This is a genomic window from Aliirhizobium wenxiniae (assembly GCF_019511445.1).
Lineage (GTDB): Bacteria > Pseudomonadota > Alphaproteobacteria > Rhizobiales > Rhizobiaceae > Neorhizobium > Neorhizobium wenxiniae_A.
In genome coordinates, this window is record NZ_JAEUAN010000015.1 from 71,755 (window position 1) to 93,349 (window position 21,595).

General features: G+C 60.7%; 20 protein-coding genes and 1 pseudogene. 5 read left to right on the forward strand and 16 right to left on the reverse strand.

Annotation, left to right across the window (positions count from 1 at the left end; genetic code table 11):
• Positions 1 to 16: 16 nt before the first annotated feature.
• The 3 genes from JNB91_RS18565 to JNB91_RS18575 all read right to left on the reverse strand — a co-directional run bounded on the left by JNB91_RS18565 (position 17) and on the right by JNB91_RS18575 (position 4,941).
• Entirely contained in the window at positions 17 to 601 is a 585-nt protein-coding gene (locus tag JNB91_RS18565; RefSeq protein ID WP_220326989.1) for a glutathione S-transferase family protein, read from the reverse strand.
• A 108-nt stretch (positions 602 to 709) separates the two neighbouring features.
• Positions 710 to 3,838, reverse strand: coding sequence for an efflux RND transporter permease subunit (locus tag JNB91_RS18570; RefSeq protein ID WP_220326990.1), 3,129 nt, complete (start codon positions 3,836 to 3,838; stop codon positions 710 to 712).
• The gene (locus JNB91_RS18575; RefSeq protein WP_220326991.1) at positions 3,838 to 4,941 is read right to left on the reverse strand and encodes an efflux RND transporter periplasmic adaptor subunit; all 1,104 of its coding nucleotides are present in this window, start codon (positions 4,939 to 4,941) and stop codon (positions 3,838 to 3,840) included. The genes JNB91_RS18570 and JNB91_RS18575 overlap by 1 nt, the downstream gene beginning before the upstream one ends.
• 97 nt (positions 4,942 to 5,038) lie before the next feature.
• On the opposite strand from JNB91_RS18575, the gene JNB91_RS18580 reads away from it, so the two are divergent.
• Genes JNB91_RS18580 through ftsZ form a run of 3 tightly spaced genes read left to right on the forward strand, consistent with a single transcriptional unit; the run spans position 5,039 to position 7,974 of the window.
• On the forward strand, positions 5,039 to 5,617 hold the full coding sequence (locus JNB91_RS18580) for a TetR/AcrR family transcriptional regulator (protein WP_220326992.1): 579 nt from the start codon (positions 5,039 to 5,041) through the stop codon (positions 5,615 to 5,617).
• 47 nt (positions 5,618 to 5,664) lie between these two features.
• The gene (fabF, locus tag JNB91_RS18585; RefSeq protein WP_220326993.1) at positions 5,665 to 6,930 is read left to right on the forward strand and encodes a beta-ketoacyl-ACP synthase II; all 1,266 of its coding nucleotides are present in this window, start codon (positions 5,665 to 5,667) and stop codon (positions 6,928 to 6,930) included.
• Positions 6,931 to 6,987: 57 nt separating this feature from the next.
• On the forward strand, positions 6,988 to 7,974 hold the full coding sequence (gene ftsZ, locus JNB91_RS18590; RefSeq protein ID WP_220326994.1) for a cell division protein FtsZ: 987 nt from the start codon (positions 6,988 to 6,990) through the stop codon (positions 7,972 to 7,974).
• Between the two features lie 287 nt (positions 7,975 to 8,261).
• On the opposite strand, the gene JNB91_RS30820 is transcribed toward ftsZ, so the two are convergent.
• A complete protein-coding gene (locus JNB91_RS30820; protein ID WP_346269369.1) occupies positions 8,262 to 8,729 on the reverse strand; it encodes a MarR family winged helix-turn-helix transcriptional regulator in 468 nt (155 codons plus the stop codon).
• On the opposite strand from JNB91_RS30820, the pseudogene JNB91_RS18595 reads away from it, so the two are divergent.
• Positions 8,656 to 9,123 (forward strand): annotated as a pseudogene (locus tag JNB91_RS18595) (SAM-dependent methyltransferase); the annotation flags it as partial. The gene JNB91_RS30820 and the pseudogene JNB91_RS18595 sit on opposite strands and share 74 nt — an antisense overlap.
• Before the next feature lie 512 nt (positions 9,124 to 9,635).
• Here JNB91_RS18595 and trbI read toward each other — a convergent pair.
• The 12 genes from trbI to traI are packed head-to-tail and all read right to left on the reverse strand — an operon-like array spanning position 9,636 to position 19,947.
• On the reverse strand, positions 9,636 to 10,940 hold the full coding sequence (trbI, locus tag JNB91_RS18600) for an IncP-type conjugal transfer protein TrbI (RefSeq protein WP_220326995.1): 1,305 nt from the start codon (positions 10,938 to 10,940) through the stop codon (positions 9,636 to 9,638).
• 11 nt (positions 10,941 to 10,951) lie between these two features.
• A complete protein-coding gene (gene trbH / locus JNB91_RS18605; RefSeq protein ID WP_220326996.1) occupies positions 10,952 to 11,431 on the reverse strand; it encodes a conjugal transfer protein TrbH in 480 nt (159 codons plus the stop codon).
• Positions 11,431 to 12,285, reverse strand: a complete 855-nt coding sequence (trbG, locus tag JNB91_RS18610) for a P-type conjugative transfer protein TrbG (protein WP_046801840.1) — start codon at positions 12,283 to 12,285, stop codon at positions 11,431 to 11,433. The genes trbH and trbG overlap by 1 nt, the downstream gene beginning before the upstream one ends.
• A 17-nt stretch (positions 12,286 to 12,302) precedes the next feature.
• Entirely contained in the window at positions 12,303 to 12,965 is a 663-nt protein-coding gene (locus JNB91_RS18615) for a conjugal transfer protein TrbF (RefSeq protein ID WP_220326997.1), read from the reverse strand.
• Between the two features lie 15 nt (positions 12,966 to 12,980).
• Complete coding sequence (gene trbL / locus JNB91_RS18620) at positions 12,981 to 14,174, reverse strand: P-type conjugative transfer protein TrbL (RefSeq protein WP_111841030.1); 1,194 nt, start codon at positions 14,172 to 14,174, stop codon at positions 12,981 to 12,983.
• Positions 14,168 to 14,401, reverse strand: coding sequence for an entry exclusion protein TrbK (gene trbK / locus JNB91_RS18625; protein WP_111841031.1), 234 nt, complete (start codon positions 14,399 to 14,401; stop codon positions 14,168 to 14,170). Before trbK ends, trbL begins: the two co-directional genes overlap by 7 nt.
• Entirely contained in the window at positions 14,398 to 15,207 is an 810-nt protein-coding gene (gene trbJ / locus JNB91_RS18630; RefSeq protein WP_093002170.1) for a P-type conjugative transfer protein TrbJ, read from the reverse strand. The genes trbK and trbJ overlap by 4 nt, the downstream gene beginning before the upstream one ends.
• The gene (locus JNB91_RS18635; RefSeq protein WP_220326998.1) at positions 15,179 to 17,641 is read right to left on the reverse strand and encodes a conjugal transfer protein TrbE; all 2,463 of its coding nucleotides are present in this window, start codon (positions 17,639 to 17,641) and stop codon (positions 15,179 to 15,181) included. Before JNB91_RS18635 ends, trbJ begins: the two co-directional genes overlap by 29 nt.
• Before the next feature lie 10 nt (positions 17,642 to 17,651).
• On the reverse strand, positions 17,652 to 17,951 hold the full coding sequence (locus JNB91_RS18640) for a conjugal transfer protein TrbD (RefSeq protein WP_111841034.1): 300 nt from the start codon (positions 17,949 to 17,951) through the stop codon (positions 17,652 to 17,654).
• Positions 17,944 to 18,354: a conjugal transfer pilin TrbC gene (gene trbC / locus JNB91_RS18645; RefSeq protein ID WP_111841035.1), complete on the reverse strand. Its 411-nt coding sequence runs from the start codon at positions 18,352 to 18,354 to the stop codon at positions 17,944 to 17,946. The genes JNB91_RS18640 and trbC overlap by 8 nt, the downstream gene beginning before the upstream one ends.
• Positions 18,344 to 19,315: a P-type conjugative transfer ATPase TrbB gene (trbB, locus tag JNB91_RS18650; RefSeq protein ID WP_111841036.1), complete on the reverse strand. Its 972-nt coding sequence runs from the start codon at positions 19,313 to 19,315 to the stop codon at positions 18,344 to 18,346. Before trbB ends, trbC begins: the two co-directional genes overlap by 11 nt.
• Positions 19,312 to 19,947, reverse strand: coding sequence for an acyl-homoserine-lactone synthase (traI, locus tag JNB91_RS18655; protein ID WP_111841037.1), 636 nt, complete (start codon positions 19,945 to 19,947; stop codon positions 19,312 to 19,314). The genes trbB and traI overlap by 4 nt, the downstream gene beginning before the upstream one ends.
• Positions 19,948 to 20,323: 376 nt before the next feature.
• Between traI and repA the strand changes: the two genes are divergently transcribed.
• Positions 20,324 to 21,514 (forward strand): plasmid partitioning protein RepA, encoded by a 1,191-nt coding sequence (repA, locus tag JNB91_RS18660; protein ID WP_111841038.1) that lies wholly within the window; start codon positions 20,324 to 20,326, stop codon positions 21,512 to 21,514.
• The last annotated feature ends 81 nt before the right edge of the window (positions 21,515 to 21,595 follow it).

Below are 21,595 nucleotides of genomic sequence, written 5' to 3' on the forward strand. Positions count from 1 at the left end.
ACGCGCTGTTTGCGGTTCAGGCTGAACGAACGCGGTTGGAAGATGCGATGAGCGCCCTCTGGAAAGCCGGGCGCGCCTCGGCGCGTTCGACGTAGCTGTAAAGATTCGGGTACGCCTCAAGCAGGTTGGCCCCGTGCGGCGCGCGCAGTACCGCCACCATCAGGAGGTCACCGGCACTGAACGCGCCGTCGAGCCATTCACTGTCACCGAGCGCCGTCGAGAGTTCATGGAGTCGCTGTTGCAAATGCGAGACGCTGCCTGAAGAGATCGCTGGCTCGATCGTGTCCAGTGCAGCAAACATCCACATGACCGCGCGCGACCGGCTGTTGCGATCGGCCGGCACCAGGCCTGGATATTGATGAGCGATGTGATGGACGATCGCTCCTGACTCGAACAGCACCAGATCCCCGTCCTCATAGGTCGGCATTTGTCCGAACGGATGAAGTTGTCGGTATTCTGGACGGCGCATTTCGGAGAATGTCAGCAAGCGCAGTTGATAAGGCTGACCGACTTCCTCGAGCGCCCATCGCACACGGATATCGCGATGGAAACCGCGGCCGCCGTCGGGCGGATTTTTGAAGACAGATACGATCGGTGTCATGTTGCTCCTGTTATTCCTCTGGCCGTAAAGCCTCTATCCCGGCATGGCCGGGATAGAGGGGGACATCGCCCGTCGCGAAACCTCACGGTCGTTGTCCAAGCCTGTCCACTACTCCGCCGCGAGACGCATATTGGGTTCTAGGTTATTGTTTTCCTGGGAATGCCGATGGTCGTGGTGCATCGCGCTGTCTTCGGTCGGCTTGATCCGGAACCATGCCGCATAGAGTGCCGGCAGGAACAGCAAGATCATCAAGGTGCCGACGGCTGTGCCACCGATCAACGTGTAGGCCATCGATCCCCAGAAAACCGAGTGGGTCAGTGGTATGAAGGCGAGCACCGCGGCTAGTGCCGTCAAGATGACCGGGCGGGTTCGTTGTACCGTCGCCTCGATCACCGCGTGATAATCATCGAGACCTGCCGCCTTGTTGTCCTTGATCTGCTCGGTCAGGATGAGCGTGTTTCGCATGAGAATTCCGGCGAGCCCGATCAATCCGAGGATGGCGTTGAAGCCAAACGGCTGATTGAACAAGAGCAGCGCTGGTACTGCACCGGCAAGGCCGAGCGGAGCTGTCAGCATGACCATGGTCATGGTCGACAGGCTGCGAACCTGAAGAATGATGACGATCAATGTCGCGGCGATCATCAAGGGGAAGACCTTGACGAGAGCGACGTTCGCCTTGAGTGACTCCTCAATATTGCCGCCCATCTCGATCCGGTAGCCGACGGGAAGCGAGGCGATCAGCGGCTGGAGCGCCGTCATGACGGCTTGCGAAACCTCGGGCGGTTGCGTTGCCTCGTTGATGTCAGAGCGGACAGTGATGACGGACGTGCGGTCTCGGCGCTTCATGATCGGTTCTTCGAACGTCACCTCCGAGTGCCCAATCTGGTCGAGAGGAACGGCGCGTCCGTCCCTGCTGATCAGGGAGAAATCTCCAAGCCGCGAGGGATCAAGGCGGATGTCGCCGCCGCTGCGCGCAACCACGGGAACATTGCGGATGTTCTCGCGGACCTGGGTGATCGGAACGCCCGACAACAGGAGCTGGATCTGCTGAGCCGCTTCGGCCGGTGATAGACCTATGAGATTGAGCCTCTCCTGGTCAGGGACAAAGCGGACGACGGGCGTGCGGTTGCCCCAGTCGCGATTGGCTTGCCGAACGTCCGGCACGGTGTTCATGACGGCGAGCGCCTGTTCGGAGATGTCATAGAGTTTTTTCGGGTCAGGTCCCATGATGCGGAACTCGACCGGAAATGGCGTGTAAGGACCGAATACGAGTTGGGTAACGCGCACCGAGGCTTCAGGCGCGAGACCTTCGGCGATGGCGGCGCGCAAGCGGTGTTTGAGCTCTTCTCGCGCATGCGCATCCGGCGTCAGTGTGACGATCTTGGCAAAGGCGGGATCCGGCAGTTCCGGCGCCATGGCGAAGAAGAAGCGCGGCGCACCCTGGCCGACATAGCTGGTGACGATCTTGGATTCCGGCTGCTGCTGCAGCCACTTTTCGAGCTTTGCAACGGTAGCCGTCGTGGTTTCGATGCTGGTGCCTTCTGGCAAGCGAACCTCGACCAGCACTTCAGGACGATCTGATGTCGGGAAGAACTGCTGCTTGACGCTGCCCATTCCGACGACCGACAGGCCCATGATGACGACTACTGCGGCGCAGGTCAGAAACTTGTGGCGGACCGCAAACTTGATGACGGAGCGCAGACGCTCGTAGTTCGGCGTGCCGTAGATCGCTTCGTGGCCGCCGGTGACCGGCTTGATCTCTGGCAGCATTTTGACGCCAAGATAAGGCGTGAATACCACCGCGATGATCCACGACACGATCAGGGCGAAACTAACCACCCAGAAGATGTTGCCGGCATATTCGCCGGCAGTCGATTTGGCAAAGCCGACCGGCATCAGGCCAATGATGGTGACAAGCGTGCCTGACAGCATCGGTGCTGCCGTGTGGCTCCAGGCATAGGCAGCGGCCTTGATGCGGTCCATGCCTTCTTCCATCTTCACCACCATCACCTCGATAGCGATGATGGCATCGTCAACGAGAAGCCCGAGCGCGAGGATCAGGGCGCCGAGCGTGATGCGGTCGAAGAACCGTCCCGTCTCCAGCATGATGACAAAGACGACAGCGAGCGTCAGCGGAACGGCAAGCGCAACAACGATGCCGACGCGCCAGCCCAAGGCGATAAGGCTGACGAACAGCACGACGCCGAGCGCCATGGCGAATTTGAGCATGAATTCGCCGACCGCTTCCTGGATATTGACGGCCTGGTCGCTGACTTTCTCAAGGGTCATGCCGAGCGGAAGGGACTGCGCGATGGTCGCCGATCTTTCCTCGAGCGCCTTGCCGAGTTCGAGACCGTTCCATCCCGCCTGCATGACGGCGCCAAGCATGATCGCGGGCTCGCCGTTATGGCGGATGATGTAGGTGGCAGGGTCCTCATATCCGCGACGGATGTCGGCAAAGTCCGAGAGTTTCAAGGTGCGCCCACCGGCAACGATCGGCGTATCGGCGATCGCCTGGACGCTGTTATAGGCGCCATCGAACCGGATAAACACTTGGGGTCCGCGCGTGTCGATCGAGCCGGCCGGCGTGACAGTGTTCTGGTTCTGGAGCGCAGCAGCGATGCTCTGGGCCGAGACGCCGAGTGTCGCAAGCTTGGCAAAGGAGAACTCGACAAAGATCTGTTCGGGACGTTCGCCGAGAATGTTGATCTTCTTGACGCCGGGCACGTGCAGGAGGTCCTGCCGGATGGTTTCGGCCTGACGCACCAGATCGCGCATCGGCATGCCTTTGGCCTTCAGCGCGTAAAGCCCGAAGCTGACATCGGAGTATTCGTCGTTGACGAAAGGCCCGAAGACCCCCGGCGGCAGGTTTCGCGCCTCGTCACCGAGTTTCTTGCGCGCCTGGTAGAACTCTTCCTCGACGGCGCTGGCCGGTGTATTATCCTTCAGCGTCACGGTCAGATAGGCGTAACCGGGACGTGTGGTCGTCTCGACACGGTCATACCAGGTCAGTTCCTGAAGACGCTTTTCCAGCGGCTCGGCGACAAGGTCCTGCATTTCGCGGGCCGTCGCACCGGGCCAGACGGACGTCACCGTCATCGTCTTGATGGTGAAGGACGGATCCTCCGCTCGCCCGAGGCTCAAAAAAGCATAAACGCCAGCAGCCGCCAGGAGAACGATGAAAAACAGGGTGACGGCCCGCTCACGAACGGCCAGCGCGGAAAGATTGAAGCTCATCAGTTGGCCGCCTCTGCTTTTTCGACGGTGGTGCGGATCGTTTCGCCGTCGGTGAGAAGATGGGCTCCGAGCGCAACAACAGTTTCCCCGGCTTTCAGGCCAGAGACGATCGCCGCTTCCTCGCTCAAACGCTCGACCTTGACGTCGCGAAACTGAACGCTGGACGCTTTCTCATCGACCACCCATGCGCCCGTGCGGACTCCATCGTCGAGGATTGACCCGACCGGTATTTCGGCATGCGCAAGGGCGTCCTTGTTGGCGATCTTGATGGTGACGGTCGCGCCGAGCGGCGCGTCGGCAGCTGCGCCCTGCAACACCCAGCGCGTCTCAAAGGTACGTGTCTGATGATCGGCAGAATCCGAGATCTGGCGCAGAACAGCGTTATCTTCAGCATCCTTACCGTATACCCTCGCCCTTGAGGTCGAGCCGGGCTCAGGTCTGAAGTTCTCCGGCATCCACACCAGGGCCTCACGCGCTCCGGATCTAGCCAGCCTGACAACGACCTGGCCCGCAGTCACCACCTGCCCCGGTTCGCCAAGGGTTTCAACAATCGTCCCGTCGGCGTCGGCCAAGAGGACGGTGTATGTTGCCTCGTTCTCGGAGACCGTCGCGTCGGCCTTCGCCGCGGCAAGCTGTGCCGTCGCAGTGTCGAGTGCTGCCTTGGCTCTTTCGTACTGCTGTGTCGATGCGGCGTTGATTTTCACCAGTGCCGCAAAACGCTTCTCGTCACTGACGGCCTGTATATATGTGGCCTGTGCTGCAGCGACGGCGTTGCGCTTTGCCGTCAGCGCAAGACGCAGATCTGTTCCATCGATTTTCATCAGCGGCTGGCCCGCTTTGACGCTATCACCGACATTGACGAGCCGCTCGACGATCTTGCCTGGTACGCGGAACCCGAGATCGCTTTGGACACGCGCGGCAACCGTTCCCGTGAAGCTGCGAGACAGGCTATCCGGCGTTTTGACTTTGACGACACTGACAAGCGGAACGGCCGTTCGAGGATCGGCCGAAGCCGAAACTTTTTCCGTCGGCCAGAACATGACCGCCGCCGGTGCGGCTCCGGCGATGATCACCGCAGTGGTGAGAATAAAGTTGGTTTTCATGTGCTGACCCTTCTTGACGGTCGAGGCATTCGGAATAGATTTCATGTTAACTCTAAAACATATATAGATGTCAAAAGAAATCTAAAAGGAGAGCACGATGAGAGTCAGTCGCGTCCAAGCCGAAGCCAACCGGGAAGCCGTGATCAACGCCGCAAGCCGCCTCTTTCGCGAACATGGATTTGACGGGATCGGCCTCAAGGATCTGATGAAAGGAGCCGGCCTGACCCAGGGCGGCTTCTACAAGCAGTTCGAGTCCAAGGACGATCTTGCCGCACTGGCATCGCGGCGCGCGATGGAGAGCGCAACGCGACGCTGGTCGTCCGTTGCCGCCTCAAGCAACGATCCACTTCAGGCGGTGGTCGATCTCTATCTCTCCGCAGGCCATCGCGGCGAGACCGGCGATGGGTGCCCCCTCGTCGCACTCGGCTCTGATGCGGCTCGTCAAAGTCCGGAAGTCCGCGCGCCCTTTCAGGACGGGATCAAGGCGCATCTTCAGGTGCTGGAAGAACTCATCCCGAACGATGGTGCGCCCGATGCAGCCGAAAAGGCCATGGTCGTGCTGTCGCTGATGGTCGGCGCGGTCACGCTTTCGCGGATCATGACGGACGAAGCAATGTCCGATCGTGTTCTCGAAGCCGCATCGAACGAGGTGAAGCGCTTGGCTTCGACCGAATAGGTCAGGCGCCCAGCCGTCTCTTTTCAAAATAAACAGGTGAATTCATCATGCGTCGTATCGTCGTCACAGGCATGGGAGCGGTGAGCCCGCTCGGTGCCAGCGTCTACAGTTCCTGGGCTCGACTATTGGCCGGAAAATCGGGCATTCGTCGCCTGCCGGACGAGATCGTCGGCGATCTGCCCGCCAAAGTCGGGGGCGTTGTCCCGTCGATCGAAGATGATCCGGAAGCAGGTTTCGACCCCGACCTCATCCTGGCGCCGAAGGATCAGCGCAAGGTGGATCGGTTTATCCTGCTGGCGCTTGCCGCAGCCGACGAAGCGTTGGCGCAGGCCAGGTGGAAGCCCGCGTCCGAAGAGGATCGCCTGAGAACGGCAACGATTATTGCCTCCGGGATCGGTGGCTTTCCGGCGATTACCGAGGCGGTCAGGACCGTCGATCAGAAAGGACCGCGACGTTTGTCCCCATTCACGATCCCCTCATTTCTGGTCAATCTCGCGGCCGGCCACGTCTCCATCCGGCATGGCTTCAGGGGGCCGCTTGGCGCGCCAGTCACGGCCTGTGCGGCCGGGGTCCAGGCGATAGGGGATGCCGGCCGCCTCATCTGCTCTGGCGAGGCCGACATCGCGGTCTGCGGTGGCACCGAAGCCTGCATCAATACCGTTAGCCTCGGAGGCTTTGCAGCTGCGCGCTCGCTGTCAGCGGGCTTCAACAATACGCCTGAGCTGGCCTCGCGGCCGTTCGACATGCTCCGCGACGGTTTCGTCATGGGCGAAGGTGCCGGCGTGTTGGTCATCGAGGCCCTCAGCCACGCCCTTGCGCGCGGTGCAGAGCCGCTTGCTGAACTGGTCGGCTACGGCACGACGGCCGATGCCCATCACATAACGTCAGGTCCGGAGGACGGCTCGGGAGCCGCCCGCGCTATGCAGATCGCCATCAAGCAGGCGGGGATCACGCCGGAAGAGATCCAGCACCTTAACGCCCATGCGACGTCGACCCCGGTCGGGGATCGCGGCGAGATCGAAGCGGTCAAATCGGTGTTCGGTACGGGATCGGATCTTGCGGTGAGCGGCACGAAATCGGCAACCGGTCACCTTCTCGGCGCGGCCGGCGGCCTGGAAGCGATCTTTACGATCATGGCACTCAGGAACCAGATCGCACCGCCGACACTCAACCTCAATGCGCCCGACCCCGCCAGCGACGGGATCGACATCGTTGCAAAGCAGGCGCGCCCGCATCTGATGAACTACGCTATTTCGAATGGATTCGGCTTTGGCGGGGTCAATGCCAGCGCCGTGTTCAAACGCTGGTCGTAGGGGCTGGGTCAGCCAATGGTCCCTTTCGTAGCTTCCGCCAGCAAGAGGATAAAAGCGATGATGAATGCTCAATACGGGATGGCCGACCAATTGCCAAAAATCACCGTGATCGGGGTCGGCGGCGGTGGTGGAAACGCGGTCGATAACATGATTGCGCAGGCGCTGGCCGGGGTAGAATTCCTGGCAGCCAATACCGACGCGCAAGCGCTTGTCAAATCATTGGCGCCGCAGATCGTCCAGCTTGGTCCGCATCTTACCGAGGGGCTTGGTGCCGGTTCGCTTCCGGATATCGGACGAGCGGCCGCCGAAGAATCGATGGACAACCTGATGGGGTATCTGACCAACGCCGACATGCTGTTTCTGGCTGGCGGCATGGGTGGCGGGACAGGGACAGGCGCCATGCCGGTTATCGCACGCGCGGCGCGCGCGGCAGGCATCCTGACCGTCGCTGTCGTCACCGAACCATTCGTGTTCGAAGGGTCTCACCGCTTGCGCCAGGCGCGAGCTGGAACCGAGGCGCTTGTCCAGAGCGCAGATACCGTGATCGTTGTGCCGAACCAGAGCCTGTTTCGTCTTTCCAATCCGCACACGACCCTGGCAGACGCTTTCGCCATGGCGGATGCGGTGCTGCATGCCGGCGTCAGCTCGGTCGTCGACCTGATCTTGAAGGAAGGCATCGTCAATCTCGATTTCTCCGACGTCCGCGCAGTCATGCACGGCATGGGTAGAGCCATCATGAGCACAGGCGAGGCAGGCGGACCGGACCGCGCGGCTAAGGCCGCAAAGGCGGCGGTCGAAAACCCGCTGTTCGGCGACGCCGTCCTCAGCGGCGCAAGGGGTGTTCTCGTTTCGGTTTCGGCTGGGCGGGACCTGGCCTTGCACGAAGTTGATGAGGCCGCCAGCCGCATTCGCGAAACAGTCGACAGCGAGGCGGAGATCATCTTCGGCGCCGTCCTCGACCCTGGTCTTGGTGACACGATGCGTGTGTCGATCGTGGCGACAGGCTTGCAGTCTGAAGAGATTGCCATCGGGCGCGTCGCCTAGCGCATCGTCGTCGCGCTGGCATTCAGGAATTTCGACCGAGACGGAGCATGACGATGTGGAAGCGTTTTTGGGCAAAATGGCGCATTTGGGAAGAAGCACTCGGCGGTCTGGATGACCTACGAGGAGACCATCTCCCTCAGCCTGGAGGGGCGCATAGCGAGCCTCGAAAAGAGAGTGGCAATCCTGACGGAGCGCGGTGACCCGGACTGATGGCTCCAGCGATGAGCTCGATCTTTGTTCCTGACAGCTCTGAGCGGGCCTCGTAACGATAAAACTTCCCTTGGAGCTCAGGGTCGGGACAGCAAGCGCAGCGCGGCCACCACATCTTCAAGAACACCATGCGCTGCCAGCTTCTGTTTGATCGCCTCATCCATTGTGGTCAGGATTTTTCGGGACCATTGAAGCCGCATCTCCCCCTCCCCTGTCAGCTTCACGCGCCTCACGCGCCGGTTAGAAACATCTTCCGTGATGACGACGAACTGGCGTTTTAGCAAGGGTTTCAGGTTGGCCGAAACCGTCGATGGATCAAGACCGAGCGCAACGCGCAGGTCTGTCACCCGCGGGCTATCCAACGCGGCGATCGTTTCAAGCACCACCGCCTGCTCTCCCGTGAGTTCGTGGCTCTTGAGTGCTGCATTGATCTTCGTGACAGGCGCCGGTTGAGGCGAAGGACGGCAGCGCACCGCAGCGTTCGCCCATATGCGCCGTGCGCTCATGCCGGACGGGCGGGGCGTTTTTGTCTGCTGGCGCGGCATGGCCGAGAACGACTGGATGCGTTTGCCGATGGGGGCAATGAAGGGCATCGCCCGGCCGATGACGCAGCCCGGTCCTGAAGCGCCCGGCCCGTTCTCTTTTGGCGACCGGGAGCGTGTGGCGTCTATCCTGACGAAGGCAGGCTTCACCGATGTCGCTAGCGCGCCTTTCAATGCTTCAGTCCCGTTCGGCAAGGGGGAGACGCGGGACGCGGAGCTCGACGACGCAGTGAACATGACACTCGAGGTCGGCCCACTGGCGCGCGCTCTTGCGGATCAGCCGGATGACATGCGCGCCAGCGCCTCGGCTGCGGTTCGTGCCGCCTTAGCGGTCTGCGCCGGTGAACGGTCGGTGATGATCAACGGCGCGACATGGATCGTCACTGCGCGCAATCCGCAAGCTGATAGGGTAGTAGGCGAGCAACGTGCACCGCGAGTTACTTGGACGCAAGTCACTACACGCGGCAAACAATACTTGAAAGGCCGGTACCTAATCGCCTCGATCTCGAGCTATGTCTGAATGACTATGCCCACCCTTCCGCAGTGATTTCACACTCCGCAGCAGGCAGCGCCCGCACTTGAGTGATGCAGTCGCATATGCACTTCAAAGCAAGAAGAAGTAGGATGCCGTTAAAGGGCGTTGCCGCGGTCACGTGCAAATTGCTGGCTGCGAGCTGGTGGCTGTTTGCGTAGCTTTTTCGTGCCTAACATATCGGCGGTCGGATACCTACGTGCGCACGGCTCGGCGCAGCCATGTACAACGCTGGTGCCCTTTATACAAAGCCCAACATTACGAGAGCGATTGGCAAGCCGGACCAAGGACCAGCCGCGATAGGCCTGATGGGGTTGCGCAAATCAGGTTTGATTGGGCACTATCGGAGCTGATCGCCCATAGGTAAGGCACGCTCTTCAACGATACTGGCCCGGAAAAACAATATCCTGATCAATGAGAACGTTAAATTTATACCCAGGCCGGATCTGCAGCGTCGGCTGCACGTCCATATTCCGCTGGATTGTCCGGTCGGCCACCCGTCCAAAGGTCTCGGCAAAATTGCGTCGCGCCGCATCCGACGCCGTGTCCTGCGTGGCCAGGGTTGAACTCTCCGGCACCACCATATCGATGCCAGTCCCGATCAGCGCGATCATGACTGCCGAGCCGAAGGTTTTTAGATAGTGGTTATTCACCTTGTCATTGAAGCCGCCGTATCCTTCCGCATCCGTGCCGGCCATGCCACCGATCTGCAACGTCGATCCATTAGGGAAGACGATATCGGACCAGACGACGAGCACACGGCTCTGGCCGAACGAAACCTTGCTATCGTAACGTCCGAACAGTTTCGTGCCCTGCGGGATCAACAGACGCTGGCCGGTCGCACTGTCATAGACATTTTGGCTGACCTGGGCGGTAATGCGACCTGGAAGGTCGGAATTGATGCCTGATATCAATGTCGCCGGAATGACCGAGCCTCGTTTCAGTTCGTACAGGGACTGTTGGGTCACGACGCGGTTCGGCAAATATCCAAGATCCTTGAGATCGGCATTGAAGAAGTCTTCCTTGGAGTTCTGACCGTTCGGATCGACGTTCTGCCCACCCAGACCCGCGCGCAAGGCCGCGGCGTATAGGTCGGACGCGTTTGCGTTCGTGGCGGCTGTCGTCATTTGGGCCGCGGCGCTTTCATCTTTCTCCGACCGCGCTTCCAGCTTGCCGCGATTGATCGCCAGCGGCGCGTCATAGGCGGACTCTCGTGCCTGCATCCGCGCCATCCGCTGACGCTGCTGCTCGCGCAGAAGCTGCTCCTGTTGCTCACGGGCAAGACGCGCCCGCCACACCTGTTCCGGCTCCAGTTCCGATCCGTTCCGTTGCACTTGTGTCTGTTCGGGCTGCCTGAACGGATTGGCCGGCTTCTCTTCGGCCTGCTTCGTCTCGACCGGGGTCGGCTGGAACGTTTCCTGCTGCTGTGGCTCCCCAATGATGCCGTCGGTGACGCCCCGCTTGATCTGGTCGGCATAGGTCGAGGCCGGATTGCCCGAACTGGTGTCAGGACCTCTGTCGCGGCCGAAGTAAAGCCCGCGCGAGGCGAGCCCTAAGAAGATGATTCCGAGGAAGGCGACCAACAGCACGATCACGACGATGACCGGCACGCGGTTCACCCGCTTGATGCCCGACGTGGCCTGACTGTTCGCTGTGCCACCAAGCTTGAGAGACTGCACCATGATGTCCTCCCTTACCCGCGCCGCATGAGCGACAAAGCGCTTGTCGGAGTTGCACCCGCTGTCGTCACGGTATAGGCCCGGCCGAGTTCGATATTGCTCGTCGAAAGCCGTGCCAGCATCTGGCCGTCATAGGGGACAATCACATAGGCGAGCGAAACGACGGCCGCGCCGCTATCCGTCTTCTGGTCGGTGGCAACGGCATAGCCCCATCCCTTCAACGCGGCTTCAAGCGCCTGTCCGAACGGTGAGCCGTCCTGCTTGAGCACAACGGTCGCCCTCCCTTGTCCGATCTGTTCGGCAAGTCGGCTAACCATATCGCCGGCAATCGCACCCGCCGCTGGTCCGGAAACCTCAGGCGGAGCTGCGCTGGCGTCGAGACCGCCGGTGTCCATCGACTGGCATCCGGAAAGGAGGATGGCGAGGGCACTGGTTGCAGCGAGAGAGCGGAGAGGGCCGAGGCGGTTCCGATCGTAACGAAGGAGGTTCTGCATCACCGCCCTCCCCTGCTGATCGTCACCTTCTGCTGTTTCCAGCCGACGCCTGAGACAAGGACAGCACGATCGATGTTGTAGTCGACCACCATCATGTTGCTCTTCATGCGATAGTTGACGATGCGGTTTTGGCCGCCGGAGACGACGAAGAGAACCGGTGCATCCTGACCGGAGATCGAGCGTGGAAACTGGATGTAGGTTTTCTGCCCATCGGAATAGACTCGCGTCGGCCGCCAGCCGGCACTGCCCGAGACGGAGTAGGCAAAGCTTAATTGCTCCGCCGGAACGCCGGCGCCGGGAATGGTGCTGGCTTCCAGCCGCGCGTTGACATCGGCAAACTTTGCCGAGACCTCCTCAGGATATTCGAACCCGACACGCGCCATATATTGCGTTGCATGTGACTTGAGCTGGATATGATAGGTCCGCCGCGACGTCGTCACCACCATCGACGTGACCAGACCCGGCTCTGACGGCTTGACGATCAGATGGATCGCCTGCCCTCCCGCGGCACCCGAGGTTGCGGGCTCGACTTTCCAGCGCACGGTATCTCCGACCAGCACGTCGCGAACGACCTCGCCACCCTGAAGCTCGATGTCGCAAACCTGCAACGGTGAACAGACGACGGATGGCTGTACCTCGCCATAAAGGAAGATGACTTTGCCGTCCGCGCCTTTCGTCACGAGCCCGCGACTTCCGCGCCACTGTGTCGAAATCCCCATGCCTTTCGCCTCGTTGGCGGTGACACCATCGGCGGCACGTGCCTGGAAGGTGGGGAGAGCCATCATTGGGAAAATCAAAAGCATCGCTGCGCTCGCAGTCAGGACGGCGCGTGTTCTAAGATGTCGTATGTTCATGTTGGAAGCCATGCCTTTCAAAGCTGCGCAGTCCAGTCGAAGTCGCGGAGGTACAGACCGATGGGATTAAGACGGATGACACCCTCGTCCTGCGGCGGCGTCAGTGTCACCGTGGCGATGCCCCGAAAGCGGCGGGTCGCAGTTTCCTTGCCGCGCCGGTCCCGCTCGAACTCGGTCCAGTCGATCTGGTAGCTCTGGTTCGAAAGCGCGACGATGTTGTTGACCTCAATCGCCACCGTCGCGCTCTTCGCCTTCTCGAACGGCGAATTCGAGCGGAACCAGGCATTGACCTTTTCGGTCGCCGGATCGGAGGTGCGGAGCAGCCCATAGGTCCTGTCGATATATTGCTTCTGCACGACCGCATCCGGCGTGACGGACCGGAAGTTCGACACGAAGCTGCCGAGCGTTGCGCGGACCACGCGTGGATCGGCATATTCGATCTGCTGCGGGAAGCCGGCGTCGACAGATGTGCCGAGCTTGTCGACCTCGACGATATAAGGGATTAGCTTGACCTGGGTGCTCTGGTAGAGGGCGTAACCAAAACCGGTCACGGCCATGGTCATGCCGGCGATGCCGACGACGCGCCAGGCGGCTGCCGCTTTGACGTACGAGCCATAACGCTCGTTCCATTCGTTGCGCGCAGCGATGTAGGGATTATCCGGGATATTCTGTCCGGCCATTCTTTCAGTGTCCCATCACTTGCTGTCATTGATCGGCGGTGGTGAAGGCGGCGTGCGGGGCCGGCCGGATGATTGGTCGAGCTTGGCATTGGCAAGACCGAGCATCGATCCGGCATAAGCGCCGGGTGATCCGATCGCTTTTTCCTTTGCTGCCGAGCCGACTGCGCCAGCCGCTCCGCCGATCCCGGCCTGCATGCCGCGCAACGCCGCGCTGGCCAGAGATGAGCCTCCTGCCCTCGCGGCACTGGCGGCCCCAAACCCTCTGTTTGCCGCGCCGATCGTTAGAAACCCGGCGCCGAGCGCTGCGGACGCCGCCTGCCCGCCATGACGAATGGCTTCCATGCCGCCGCCGACCGATGCACCCTGGACCACGCCCTGCAGGATGGGCGGCACATACATGGCGATAACGAAGACAACGACCGAGATGCCGGCAATTGCAAGCGTGGTGATGAACTGCTCCGAGGTCGCCGTTGGCGCCTCTGCCAGACCGAGCAGGATATCCGAGCCGATCTTTGCGATCATCACCAGTGCCATCAGCTTCATGCCGACAGAGAAGGCATAGACCAAATATTTGATCGTAAAGTCCTTGGTGTAGGACGACCCACCCAGCCCGAGCATGATCATGCCAGCGAGCAGTCCGACATACATCTCGACCATGACGGCCACGAAAATCGCCGCAACGAGCGAAAACGAGACAACGACCACCACCATGGCGAAGACCGCGGCGATAGCGAGTGCATTGTCTTCCCAGAGCCCAAACTTCGCCTGTTCCGACATTTTGGTTGCGACACGAATGCCGGCGTCGAAAATATTGGCAGGTGAAGCCGAACCGCCGCCGGCGCCGATCTGGTAGAGGCTGTCGACGACGGCTTTCGCGAACGCCGGGCCCTGATCGAGGATGAAGGCGAACAGGCCGATAAACATGATCCGCTTCACGAGTTCGGCAAACCAGCTGTCGAGCGAGGCGGCGTTGATTGCCAGCCATACGGCCGCAATCCCGACCTCGATGCCGGCCAGGATCCAGAAGAGTGAGCGGGCCGCATTCATCACAGTCGACTCCCAGCCCTTGGCGGCGGTGACGACGGAGTTTTCGAGTGTGGTCAGAACCTGACCCTGTTGTGCCAGCGCCGGCGTGGTTGCCGCCAGCAGGACGATGGTGATCGCGATGAGCATGCGGTCGGCCGCACGGGAAGAAGGAACGGCTACCATCGCGGTTTCATCTCTTGGCCGCTGCGGATGTCGCGTTCGGAATTCCCGCTAAAGAACTCGTCGCGATGTCGGCGTTTTTCCTCATCAGATGACGAATTCATTGCGGCTGTGCCCGATCCAGAGATTGGCGTTTCCTGTGGCTGGACGACGATCCAGGTGATGACGCTCGCGCCGCCCGCGGAGACGACAGCGACGAGCGCGAGAATGAGGATCAGACGCGGGCTCACCAGCGCGGCTCCATCGTCTGGCCGCCACGGATGTCACGCTCGGTTCCGCTGAAGAACTGTTCGCGCCGCGCCTGTGCCAGATCCTTTTGCGCTTGCTCGGACTGATACCAGGTGCCCATCATCGTCATCTGCTGGGAAACGAGACCCCGCAGCTTCTGCATCTGCGCGACCTGCTGGGCTGCAATCTCGTGTCCGACCTGCAGCGCCTTCATCTGGCCGTCGGCCGATTCTGACATCGACCTGAGCTGCGACATCGTGCTTTCCTCGCTGGAGAATTGCTCTGCCGTCAGATTGGCGGCCTTTAGCGTGCCGGCGATCGTGTCGCGATTGGTGTCGGACCAGCTCTGGTAGGTCGTGGAGAAGCTCGCACCCTCAGGAAGGTTGCTCTTCATGTCGGCGAAACTCTGGAAGCGTTGCTTGAGCACATCGTCGACATTGCCCATGGAGAAGGCGACGCCCTGGCCCTGGTTGACGATACTCTGGAGGTTCTTCAGGTCATTTTCGACCTGGCCCCAGATATGGTTCGGCAGCTGAGCGGTGTTCTGCAGCATGTTTTTGTAGATGTTAAGCTGGTTCTGGATCTGCTCGGCCAGCTGCGAGATCTGGGTGATCTGGTTGTTCACCTGCTCGGCGGACTTGCCGACGAGGCTGATGAGTTCGGTATTGTTGGCAAGCTGCGTCCATTCTGTCGCCTGTCCGGTGACGCCACCGGCCTGCACTGGAAGCGGGAGAGCGGACGAGAGCATGAGGACCGCACCAAGCGCGGTGTGCAATGTCCTATTGGGTTGGGAAGAGCGTGTCGGCATGGGCGATCCCCCTTTGCTGGAGCCAATGGAGAGGCCAGCTGGCCCCATGTTCGAGATGCAGGGCGCGGATGCGCTTCAGGTCTTCCTTTCCGGATGCCCCGACAAAGGACAGAGCGACGGGACCGAGGGCCATGTCGAACAGGCGGCGGCCCTCTGGCGACACGACGTAATAGTCTCGCTTGGGGATCGCGGTCGCGACGATCTCGATCTGCCGCTCGTTGAAGCCGATGCGCTCGTAGAATTCGCGCGTGCCCGGCTCCCGTGCAGCACCGTTCGGCAGGCAGATCTTGGTTGGGCAGCTCTCCTTCAACACATCGATGATGCCGGAGCGTTCGGCGTCCGAGATCGACTGGGTAGCGAGCACCACGGCGCAATTGGCTTTTCGAAGGACCTTCAGCCATTCCCGGATCTTGTCCCGGAATACCGGATGGCCGAGCATCAGCCAGGCCTCATCGAGGATGATGAGGCTGGGTGCACCGGTGAGGCGTTTTTCGATGCGTCGGAAGAGATAGGTGAGCACGGGCACGAGGTTTCGCTCGCCCATGTTCATCAGTTCCTCGATCTCGAAGCACTGGAAGGCGCCAAGCGCCAGACCGTCTTCCTCGGCATCGAGAAGCTGGCCCATCGGACCATCGACGGTGTAGTGATGCAGGGCGTCCTTGATTTCGCGCATCTGGACGCCGGAGACGAAGTCGGATAGCGAGCGACCCCGCGACTCGGCCATCAGCCCGACCTGTCGGGAGATAGCGTTGCGGTAGTCCGGGGTGATTGTCACGCCCTGCAGGGCGACCAGCATCTCGATCCACTCGGATGCCCAGGCGCGGTCGGCATCTGACGAGAGATCGGCCAGAGGGCAGAAGGACAGTGCTCTTCCCTCCCCCTCCTCCGGTGCATCGCCGCCGATCTGATAGTGATCGCCGTTGATCCCCAGCGTCAGCGGCAGCATCGAGCCCCCCTTGTCGAAGGCAAAGATCTGCGCATCGGCGTAGCGTCGGAACTGCGCTGCGATCAATGAGAGCAGCGTTGATTTGCCCGACCCCGTCGGACCGAAGATCAACGTGTGGCCGACATCGTCGACATGCAGGTTGAGCCGGAAGGGTGTCGACCCGCTTGCGACCTGCATCAGCGGGGGCGAGGCTGGCGGATAATACGGGCAAGGAGCTATCGGGCTTCCCGACCAGACCGAATTGAGCGGGATGAGGTCGGCGAGATTGCGCGTGTTGATCAGCGGCTCGCGGATATTGGCGTAGGAGACACCCGGCAAGCTGCCGAGAAACGCGTCGGTCGCGTTGATTGTCTCGATGCGAGCACCAAAACCTTCAGCCTGGATCAAGCGCCGGACTGCCTCACACTTCTCCTGCAGGCTCCGTTGGTCCTCGTCGAAGAGAACGATCACGGGCGTATAGTAGCCATAGGCCACCAGCTGCGATGAGGCCTCAGCGATTGCGTCCTCGGTTTCCGCCACCATCAGCATGGCATCCTGGTCGAGCGATCGGGATTGGGTTTGGAAGAGCTGATCGAAGAATGGCCGCACCTTTTGTTGCCATTTCTTGCGCGTGCGCTCGAGCCTCGCGCGAGCCTCCTCGGCGTCGAGGAATACGAACCGGGACGACCAGCGATAGGTCAGCGGCATTAGGTCAAGGCTGTTGAGAATTCCGGGCCAGCTTTCCGCCGGTAGGCCATCGATCGCGACCACGCCGAGAAACCGGTTTTCGACGAGCGGCGTCAGACCGTGCTGCAGCTCGGCCGTCGCCAGCCAGTCGAGATACATGGGGATATCTGGCAGACGCACCGGATGATTTTCCCCGGTGATGCAGAAACGGATGAACTGAAAGAGCTCGTCGTAGCGGGCGACACGATAGCCGCCACGCTCCGGCGTTTCGTGTGTCATCATCCGCTGGATCGACACGACATTGCCGAGATACTGTTCGACCTCACGGATGGAGGTGAGGAAGGTTTCAAGCGCCCTGTCGGCATACGTGGCGGATCGGCTGCCAGCATCGGAATAGACATACCGCGTCAGCCCGGACCTCCTCGGCTCCGGTGGGCGCCAGGTCAGGATCAGGGCGTGACGGCTTTCGTAATGTCCCCTCTCCTTCTGGAAGTGCCCCCGTCGCTCCGCATCGATGGCTCGGGTGACGGGATCGAGGAAATGGCTGGCTTCCTCGATTGGATAATCGCCGGTCGGCACTCTGACAGCCTCAACCTGGATCATCCAACCTGACCCGAGGCGCGACAGGATGGCATTGATCTGTCGCGACACCTCGTTTCGCTCAACGTCGGTCGAGCTTTCGCTGTCAGGCCCGGCAAAATACCAGCCGGCCATCAGCGATCCGTCCTTCAGGAGAATGACGCCGTTATCGACCAACCCGGCATAGGGAACGAGATCGGCAAAGGACGGTCCGGAATGGCGGAAGGATTTGAGGGCAACCATGTCGTACCCCTCAATACCGGCGCCACGGCGAGGACGTCGCGCGGTAGAAGGTCTTGTAGGAGATATGTCTGATGTAGACCCTCCGCATCAGCGGGTCGGCCTTGGCCATCATGCGGAGGGCTGCGACCGCGAGCAGCCAGACCGCCACGCCGAACAGCGCCGCATACCAGGTCAGAACCACGAAGATCAGGATGACGGCGGCGAGCGCCGTCACCAGGACCAGCTCGCGATCGGCGCCTATCAACAGGTTGGGGCGCGACAGTGCCCGATGCACCCGCGATCGGATAAGGTTGGAACCGGCTTCAGCCACGAGCCCCCTCCCCTGCTGCTGGCGGCGTCGTCACAGGCGCAGAGACGATGGGAGCAGCCCCGGCCTCGGCGTGGTGCCCGCCGATCGACGCCCCGGTTGCACCGAAGAGAGCGACGATCTGGGTGGCGCCGAGAAGAACGCCGCCGACCAGGGCGACATAGCAAAGGCGACGAGCAAAATCGTTGAGTTCGCCGCCGAAGATCAGCATGGCTCCGGCGATCGCGACCGCGGCAAGCGCTATGAACCCTGCCACAGGACCGGTAATCGACTGCTGGATCTGCTGCAGAGGTGATTCCCACGGAAGGCCGCCTCCACCCGAGGACGCCAATGCAGGTTCCGAAAGGCTGAAGGAGACCGCAGCAAACATAAGCGCTGCGACAATGGGATAAGTCTTACGCGACATGGCTATCCTCGTCGATCTGGGCATAGTGTTCGGTCTGGTAGTGATTGTTGCGGTATCCCTCGATGTGGATCACCTCTCGGACCCGCCTCCCCTTGCCCGTCCGCTCGATGGAGACGACGAGATCGACCGCCTCGCCGATCACCTCCTGCATTGGTTGCTGGCTGGCCTCGGCGGTCAGTTGTTCCAGCCGGCGCAGCGCCGACATTGCGGTGTTGGAGTGGATTGTGGTGACGCCGCCGGGATGACCGGTGTTCCAGGCTTTGAGGAGGGTCAGGGCTGCACCGTCGCGGACCTCGCCGACGATGATGCGGTCTGGACGCAGCCGCATGGTGCTTTTTAGCAACCGCGCCATATCGATGGTATCGCTGGTATGCAGGCAGACCGCGTTTTCGGCAGCGCACTGGATTTCGGCAGTATCCTCCAGAATCACCATGCGATCGTCGGGTGCGGCGGCGACAATCTCCGCTAGGATTGCGTTGGCCAGCGTGGTTTTGCCGGAGCCGGTGCCACCGGAAATCACGATGTTCATGCGAGCGTCAATCGCGCTGCGGATGGCAGACGCTTGCCCCTCCGTCATCACCTTCGAGGACACGTAATCGCTGAGCGGTATGAGACGCGAGGCGCGACGACGGATGGTGAAGGCAGGGCCGGACACGATTGGCGGAAGCAGACCCTCGAAACGATGGCCGCCGATCGGCAACTCGCCAGAGATGATCGGACGTTCGTCGTCTGCTTCCGACTGCAGCGCATGGGCGACGCTGCCAATGACCACTTCGGCGGCCGCTGATGTCATGACACCGGCTTCGGCAACACCGTGGCCGAGGCGTTCAATATACAGTCGGCCGTCAGGATTGAGCATAATCTCAACGACCGACGCATCGTCGAGGGCGAAGCAGAGCTGATCACCAAGAGCATCCTGTAGCTTGCGCACCAGGCGTGGATGGGAGCGAAGCTGGGTCACGCAGCGCTCCTGGTCGGGTGATTATCAATACGAAATATGGCTGACTGGTAGATCGATGGACGGACCCGCTCGAAGCTCTTCTGGTCCGCCGGAAGTGTGCCGGCTACCGCGACGGTATTGCCAATTGCCACAGGTTCACCCAAACGCGCCATCGGCCAACCTGCCCGATTCAGGATGCGCTCGAAGCGAAGGTCGGTGGCGGTAACGATCCTGTCGTAGCCATGCGCTATCGACCATTCAATGATCCCAGCGAACATGGTCAGGGTCGCGAGGTGGAGTTGTCCCCCTTCCCTGCCCGCAGGCAAGGTCGTATCGACGCAGAAGCGCGAACTCTCGATCATCGCGGCGCTCGCATTGAGCGAGCCATCTCTTAAGAGCTGCGGAAAGGTCAGCTCGAGCATGGTCGGGCCCACAGCGGGAAGGAGACGTGCGCATCCGACCACCTTGCTGCCGGAGGTGGCGAGGATGTAGGTTGGATTGAGTTCGTCGTATTGATCTCGCTCGCCACCATCGATGATGGAGACGTCCCATTCGAGCCGTCCGCTGAACACGTCGGCGCGCAGCCGGTACATTTGTTTTAGAAGATTTTGATGCTCGACATATCGGTCGGGCGAGATCGTGAGAACCTGCATCCTTATCTCCGCGTGAACTTCGTCAGGCAGATGAAGATCATCTCAATCCGCGGCTGGCCATCTGCAGATCTGCAGGCGATGATTCTGGTGAGTCGGGATGGCAGAGTCGGGAATTGAACCAACGAGACGTTCGCGAAAGGTGCCGGATTTCTGCAGATCTGCAGTTTCCACCGTCTATACGCCATCACAGGAATCTGCCTAACTTGCGGAAAGATATCGCAGATTCAGCGAGCGGCCTGGATTCCAGGAATATCCGTTAACCTGTTGTTAACCTTAAATGTCTTGCGGCGCGATGGGAATCGAGAGATAGTTTCGCAAATGATGGCCGCAAAGCCATTTTTTCGAAAGTGAAGATCTCCGGGAAATAGTTCGCAAAATGAGCACTGAGCTGCAAAACAGGTTTGATATCGAGATCGCCCAGCAGGGGTCGAAGATCTCAAGCGCGTTGCATATGCTGCGCAGCCAGCAATACCCGCCTGACGCCCGCAAGGGGTTGCGCAAGTTCCAGCTTGCGGAAGTCGCCGATTTCATGGGGGTGACGCAGACGCATCTGAGGCAACTCCATTCTGATGGCAAAGGGCCGGAGATCGAGTCGGTCAGCGGACGCCGGTATTATACGGCAGACCAGATGCTGGAGCTCCGGGATTATCTCGAAGCAAACAAGAAATCCGACAAGCGCTACTACGTGCCCAGGCGCCGGGAAGGCGAACCGATGCAGGTTGTCTCAGTCGTCAATTTCAAGGGGGGCAGCGGCAAGACCACCACGGCGGCACACCTTGCCCAGTATCTCGCTCTCACCGGCCATCGGGTATTGGCCGTCGATCTCGATCCGCAGGCCTCGCTCACCTCCTTGTTCGGGATCCAGCCTGAGCTTGACGACACTGCCTCTCTCTATGAGGCGCTTCGCTTTGATGACGAACGGAAGTCGATCGCGGACGTCATCCAGCAAACCAACATCCCGGGACTGGATGTCGTCCCGGCCAACCTGGTTCTCCAGGAATACGAATATGACGTGCCGCTGGCGATCTCCTCCAGGAAGGGCGAGGACGGCCGGCTGTTCTACATGCGGATCGCCAGCGCCCTGAAGCAGGTCGACGACAAGTATGACGTCGTCGTCATCGACTGCCCTCCTCAGCTGGGATACCTGACGATCACCGCACTCATGGCCTCGACAGGCATCCTCATCACCATCCATCCGCAGATGCTCGACATCATGTCGATGAGCCAGTTTCTCATGATGCTTGGCGGGATCATGGGGCCTGTCGCCGAGGCCGGGGCGGAGATGCGGGTGCAGTGGTTCCGCTATCTCATCACCCGCTTTGAGCCGACGGATATCCCCCAAGCCCAGATGGTAGGGTTCATGCAGTCGATGTTCGCGCAGCAGATGTTGAGAAATCACGTCCTGAAGTCCACGGCGATTTCCGACGCGTCGATCAAGAAGCAGACCCTGTATGAGGTCGAGCGGGGCGAATTCGTCCGCGCGACCTACGACCGGGCAATGGAAAGTCTCAATGCCGCCAACGCGGAAATCGTCGAACTCATCCATGGTGTCTGGGGGCGAAAATGAGAGACTTGTCAGCCGTCTTTTTTGTCGTTTTTGAGAGCGCGATGAATGGCTTGTCGCAGTTGAGCACTGATCCGGAGGCCG

Coding starts and splice junctions, on each gene's coding strand:
- JNB91_RS18580 (WP_220326992.1), top strand. CDS start 5,039: ATGAGAGTCAGTCGCGTCCAAGCCGAAGCCAACCGGGAAGCCGTGATC.
- JNB91_RS30820 (WP_346269369.1), bottom strand. CDS start 8,729: ATGCCGCGCCAGCAGACAAAAACGCCCCGCCCGTCCGGCATGAGCGCA.
- ftsZ (WP_220326994.1), top strand. CDS start 6,988: ATGATGAATGCTCAATACGGGATGGCCGACCAATTGCCAAAAATCACC.
- JNB91_RS18615 (WP_220326997.1), bottom strand. CDS start 12,965: ATGGCCGGACAGAATATCCCGGATAATCCCTACATCGCTGCGCGCAAC.
- trbL (WP_111841030.1), bottom strand. CDS start 14,174: ATGGTAGCCGTTCCTTCTTCCCGTGCGGCCGACCGCATGCTCATCGCG.
- repA (WP_111841038.1), top strand. CDS start 20,324: ATGAGCACTGAGCTGCAAAACAGGTTTGATATCGAGATCGCCCAGCAG.
- trbJ (WP_093002170.1), bottom strand. CDS start 15,207: ATGCCGACACGCTCTTCCCAACCCAATAGGACATTGCACACCGCGCTT.
- trbI (WP_220326995.1), bottom strand. CDS start 10,940: ATGGTGCAGTCTCTCAAGCTTGGTGGCACAGCGAACAGTCAGGCCACG.
- JNB91_RS18635 (WP_220326998.1), bottom strand. CDS start 17,641: ATGGTTGCCCTCAAATCCTTCCGCCATTCCGGACCGTCCTTTGCCGAT.
- trbH (WP_220326996.1), bottom strand. CDS start 11,431: ATGCAGAACCTCCTTCGTTACGATCGGAACCGCCTCGGCCCTCTCCGC.
- JNB91_RS18565 (WP_220326989.1), bottom strand. CDS start 601: ATGACACCGATCGTATCTGTCTTCAAAAATCCGCCCGACGGCGGCCGC.
- trbG (WP_046801840.1), bottom strand. CDS start 12,285: ATGAACATACGACATCTTAGAACACGCGCCGTCCTGACTGCGAGCGCA.
- traI (WP_111841037.1), bottom strand. CDS start 19,947: ATGCAGGTTCTCACGATCTCGCCCGACCGATATGTCGAGCATCAAAAT.
- fabF (WP_220326993.1), top strand. CDS start 5,665: ATGCGTCGTATCGTCGTCACAGGCATGGGAGCGGTGAGCCCGCTCGGT.
- JNB91_RS18570 (WP_220326990.1), bottom strand. CDS start 3,838: ATGAGCTTCAATCTTTCCGCGCTGGCCGTTCGTGAGCGGGCCGTCACC.
- trbC (WP_111841035.1), bottom strand. CDS start 18,354: ATGTCGCGTAAGACTTATCCCATTGTCGCAGCGCTTATGTTTGCTGCG.
- JNB91_RS18575 (WP_220326991.1), bottom strand. CDS start 4,941: ATGAAAACCAACTTTATTCTCACCACTGCGGTGATCATCGCCGGAGCC.